At 45.9% G+C, this 5,950-nt stretch carries 2 protein-coding genes; both read left to right on the top strand.

The genetic code is table 11. The features are described from left to right. Positions 1-1,024 precede the first annotated feature (1,024 nt). A complete protein-coding gene (locus tag Q8M98_07905) occupies positions 1,025-3,103 on the top strand; it encodes a FlgD immunoglobulin-like domain containing protein (GenBank protein MDP3114688.1) in 2,079 nt (692 codons plus the stop codon). Between the two features lie 56 nt (positions 3,104-3,159). After that, a complete protein-coding gene (locus Q8M98_07910) occupies positions 3,160-5,550 on the top strand; it encodes a DUF1565 domain-containing protein (protein MDP3114689.1) in 2,391 nt (796 codons plus the stop codon). Positions 5,551-5,950: the final 400 nt, after the last annotated feature.

Consider the following 5,950-nt stretch of genomic DNA (forward strand, 5'->3'; position numbering starts at 1 on the left):
TGCATGAGCAATCGCTGATTGCCAATCTGAACATCTCCCAAATCTGTCAAGAAAATGTGAAATGGAAGCACTTAGACCACTTATTCTCCAAGTGCTCTGGTAAAGCAGCGTAGAATGGTGATGGTTTTTGAACAGTCTCCAACAAAATAATAGCGCAAAATGCAAAAAAAAACTTGACAATGGATAATCAGATATAATTATGGCTTTGTTCATGTAAATGGACTCGGTATATGATTTTCCAATACAATGGGTCAAATCTCTTTGGGAAATGACAGGATATAGATCGTGATGTGGCGTGCGCTGTTTATCGGAGCACATAGGGTTTTTGTAAAACAAAGCGAAAGCAGAAAAGACCTTGACACTAAAAGCGTTTACAGATTGAATGCTGTGGGTTTATATGCTGAGGCTTTCAAAAGACAAAGGAGACAATATGTATTGCAATGCAAGGCAACACAATCTTATCGAGTCTGCTGATGTTACTGCAGGACAAAAGCTTACTATTTATGGGGGGGGGGTGCTTTCTTTAGTATGCACTTTGATACTTCTTTTTAGCGCTTCCCATGCATGGTCTGAGCACACTTTTGTTCATTTCATGACGGTAGATCCTACTCAACCAATCACCCAATACAATGTCCACAATATCGGAGATGCTATAAACCTGGGATATACAAATCCTTGGGGGAATACTCTGATCAATGTGGTAGCCGGTGATTTCAATGCTTTCGCTGTAGATCCATTTCGTAGCAATCGCGTGGTAAAAGTGGTGGGCACTAGATCGTCTAATCAATTGCTCACCAGAGTCATAGATTCATACACGACGCTTGCCGCTATCAATGAGAATACACCGAGGCCAGGTAGCTATCTGATCTTTGAGGATATCGCATTCGAAGGTGGCTACTATGGTATTAGGGTGTTTGACACTGAGGAACTACAGGTATTTATTAACAACTGTAGCTTTACAAATCATTTAATGTGGTCAATACATTCAGGTGACCCTCTTACCATAACAAACTGTACTTTTAACATGCCGCCAAATTACATTTACAGCCACGCCTATGGCGCAATTAAGATATCCGGAACAAGCAATTGCAATTATGATATGACTACTACAATCCGCGGCAACACCTTTTCCGGGAGATTCTCAGAACATATAATTGAGCTGGGATATTATGGCGGAGTATCAACATGGCATTTTCTTAAAGCTGCAAACGTAGAAGACAACGTCTTTAACGGTACTTTCTATACCAGTGGCGGTTATCCCACCGGCAATGGTGCGGTGCAAGCTTCCGGAGTTCAGACGCTGAACATCAAGCGCAATATATTTGCCACGAAATCACTTACAACCACCAATCTTCCATTCCAGCTCAGGATTTACGATCCACACCGCATGGACGTTCCTCTGGAATCCCGTGCTCTTAGAGTGTTCAACAACACCTTCTATGCAGACGGAGCTAACTACATTTCCGCGATGGGCATCGACAAAAGGTTCCATACTGCTAGAATTATGAATAACTCGATAAGCAATTTGGATGGTGCAGGTATTCAGTTCTATAGCAGTCCCACAACCGCGTTTGAATACTTCGTGCAAAACAACCTCCTCTACAACTGCGGTAATGACATTGTGAATGCCGGCACGGGCACGGGTTGGAATGTGAGCGGACAAATCTATAGTGATCCTTTGCTGGCTGCCGACGGAAAGCCGATATGGAACAGCACAAGCATCTCTCCTTGCATTGATGCTGGCAATCGTGACACAGATGGAGACGGGATTTCCTGGAGTCCCATCGGAGTGATCCAGCAAGGCGATCCCGATGATTCCGATTTGGATGGCACACCCCTGGATATCGGAGCTATCCGAGCTGATCTTCACCAGTTTGAGGACTACAAAATGCCTGTGAGTGGAGCCATCAAATGGATGAGTTATCCTGTAATCAACAATCTCACGGTCGGTCACAATCTGAATGGAGCTTTCTTTGCGCCAATTCTAAGTATTTATACCTTGGATTGGGTACAGTGGAAGAAACACAATTATGACATTACAACGATGATGTATACTGGTGGACTATTATACAACTACACAGCGGAGGTTACCAGCCCAGTTGGCTATAAAGTGAAGCTGCAGAACAACGTCAGCCAGCCCATTACTTTGAGTACCCCGGGGTTCCTCGCCAATCCCAACACCCAGATACACCTTTTCAAGTATCTGACCGGGACGACTACTATCAATGAAAATTGGATCGGATACTTCCATCGCAGCAGTGCCCATCCCCTTGATGCTTTTGCCCAGGTCCTGAATTACGTAACATCGATCCGCACGCAATACTGGAGCATGGCAAAGGATCCCAAGACCGGCGTCTGGGCGATCCCTCCCGGCAATCTTACACTGAATTATGGAGACATGGTCGTAGTAACCGTAAATCAAGATTGCAGCTTCGTGTGGAACTACACGGTGCCAGTGGATCCCAAGACCAGAGAGATGACCACGGCTTTCAGCTATGAGGAGCTGGCGGATTACACACCAATGTATATTGATATGACGGATCTGGAGGATTTGCCCACGGAGCTTGGCGTATATGTGGATGGTGTGTGCAAAGGCGCGGTAGTGGTTGAGGGGGATCTCACAGATATATGTGTGTATTTGGATAACAACCAGATTATGGATGAACAAAATACCGAAATCGTGCTTTATTATGAAAACAAGGCTTCCATTGGGCAAAGGAAATCATTCAAGCCGGCTGCAAATGAACTGGCAATGCATGCTGAGCCAGGCTTGCGCTACTATACTTTGCAGCTTTCGGAGAAATCTGAGATTGAAAACCTGGCACCGGTTACTCATTTGCTGCAAAACTTCCCCAATCCCTTCAATCCCAGCACCACCATCGCCTATGAACTGGCAGCCGATGGCCCTGTCTGCCTTGAAATCTTCAATGCGCGTGGACAGAAAGTAGCAACTCTTGTAAAAAAACACCAAAGCACCGGCTTGCATAAGCTGGTGTGGGATGGCAAAGATGAAAATGGCCGTCTGGTAGGAAGCGGAGTATATCACTATCGCCTCAAGACGGAAAACAGCAGCATCACTCAAAAGATGCTATTGATGAAATAAGGTTCCCTGGCAGGGAGGGGTTAGCATCCCTCCCTGCACACTATAAAGGATATCGCATGAAAGATCTCTGTATCTGGCTCTTGATACTATCTGCCATTTCCGGATTATCCGCTACGCTGATCACCGTATCAGCAGCCGGTGGCATGGATTTTATGACAATCGGCTCGGCCATAGAATTTGCTTCCGCGGGGGACTCCATACTGGTCTATCCCGGAGTCTATGTGGAAAACGTGGATTTCATCGGGAAAACTATTACTCTGTGCAGCCTGGAAGCAATAACCGGGGATAGGTCCTATGTTCAAAGCACAATTATCGACGGCAATAGCAGTGGTCCCTGTGTGGCATTTCTGAGCGGAGAACAAAATGCCACCCTGAGAGGCTTCACTCTCCGCAATGGCAAGGGCCTTCCTCAGTATTCCGAGGTTGAGATCGTGGGTGGTGGGATAGTGATCTATCAGACCGGCAGGATAAATCTGACAAACTGCGATATCACTAATAACTGGGCAAGCATGGGCGCAGGTATATCTTGCTATAAAGGATCTGTATATTTGAGTGGGCTGAATATCTTTGAAAATCATAGTTGTGCTGGGGGAGCAGGAGTTATAATAATGGGTGATTATTATCAGATCGGCATGGTATATTTTGATCCCGACAATCTGTGCTCCATTTACTCCAATTTTGGGGCAGCTCCAGTGGATGTTTTTATCGTGGATCTCAAACGCGATCTGGATATACATCTCGATATGTTTACACTTGATCACCCCGATGAATTCTATATCTATCGGCATATGAATATCCCCGAATTTGACCACTATACGGATACTGTGAGCATTCAACAGGGTTTTCGGACCGAAGTGAACCATGACCTCTATGTGAGCCCCGATGGTGATGATGCCAATTCCGGCTTGAATCCCGGCCAGGCCATGAAAACCATCACCAGGGCCATACACCGCATTGCCGGAGATAGTTTGAATATCAAGACGGTGCACGTCTTGCCAGGAACCTATCGCGAAGGACCTGAGGGGCAGATTTTGCCTTTGGCACTGAAACGCAATGTGAACGTGATAGGAGCCGGGTCCGAGCAGACAATACTGATAGCGGATAGTGATCTGCCACCCTTGATGCAAACCATTGTTTGGGGTATGAAAGCCAAAAATACTATCTTCAAGGGATTCACTTTACTATCCGACAATGAAGAGCTTAATCTGCCAATGCTATTCGGTATTCCCACAAACAACGTTCGAGTCAGCGATGTCGTAATTCGGGATATGAAAGTCTTCAAGTATGGCGCTATCAACATTATGGATTGGATATCCTCAGAGATGGATTCCATCCGGATCGAGAACGTAGTAACTGATGAAGTAATCTTTTATGCCATGAATATCATATCCGGAACAATCAGCAACTCCCGATTTGAGAATCTGAGATCAACATTCTCGACCTCAGATCCGGTTTTTACTGGTTTGGCCATGATCGATATCTGGGTTTCCGGAAGTCTCACCATGAAGAACAGCGTGTTCCGGGATTTTACGGTAGTGGACAATCAACCTACATTTCATATATCCAACAGGCGGGGCTATAGTGGAGGGCAGATAGTTGTTAATGTAAACAACTGCCTTTTCACCGGGCTCAGTACCAACGATCAAAGGGCTGTCATGTTCGCCACCAACAATCTTGGCAGTTACACAGTATCGAATTGCACCTTTTATGATAACTATGCCACGATAGCTCCAGTAGCCATCAATGGTCATGTAACGATGCGGAACAATGTGTTTTACAGCCCTGACGCGCTAAAGGAGATTCATGCTTATCATGTTCCCCCGAGCTATATGTTTTATAGCAAGCTGGATTTTGATTACAACCTGATTCGTGGAGGAGCCAACAGCATTAGTATGCCGGGTAATCTGAGTATCCTGGAATGGGGAAACTATAATACATCCCAGGAACCGGCATTCGCGAGCATTGATTCCACCGATCAGTTCTTTTTGCATCTAAGCCCTGCCTCTCCTTGCATCGATTCCGGAACTCCGGATATCTCAGGGCTGGGCCTGCCACCCTATGACCTGGCTGGAAACTGGAGAGTCTGGAACGGACGCATCGACATGGGCTGTTTTGAATTTGGCTCCGAGCCCTGGGTCACAAATGATGATCCGGTAGCTCCTGATCTGGGCCAGATCGCTCTGTTGCAGAACTATCCCAATCCCTTCAATCCTGCTACTACTTTATCTTTCTTTATCCCTGCCAGCATGCCCTGCAGATTGGATATCTTCAATATCCGCGGGCAAAGGGTCAAATCCCTTTTGAACGCGAACATGCTGGCTGGTAAACACTCGATCATCTGGAATGGAGATGATGATAACGGCAGATACGTGACATCCGGGGTTTATTTCTACAGACTGGTCACACCCAATGGCAGCAAATCAGCAAAGATGCTGTTGGTGAAATAGTGGTGAACGGGTGAAATGTTTGGTCGAATGCCGCTTCGCTTCTCTTGCCTGGAGATGAGGGACGAGATGCCTGTCTGCCCCAATAGCATCATGAGCCATTTCAATCGATCTGATATGTTGATCCCAGTATACCGAAGCGGAAGCCAGTCCTCTGGATGAGCCATGCTCAATCCAGCCGGAAAGATCGCCGACTATAAGCTCATATGTAGTGCTGTTTAATGCTATCTGAATACCTGTACTATCCGCAGTGATGTTACCATCCAGAACCTGCTGTTACCTTTGAATTTAATGTATCAGATATTCACCGCTCAGCACACGATTAAAATGTCTTATCCCACTTTCTGCAAGTATGTGGGTCAGATAGACGGAAACGCAGTAGTTAAGCAAGCCCGGACAATAT

This window comes from Candidatus Cloacimonadaceae bacterium, assembly GCA_030693415.1.
Lineage (GTDB): Bacteria > Cloacimonadota > Cloacimonadia > Cloacimonadales > Cloacimonadaceae > JAUYAR01.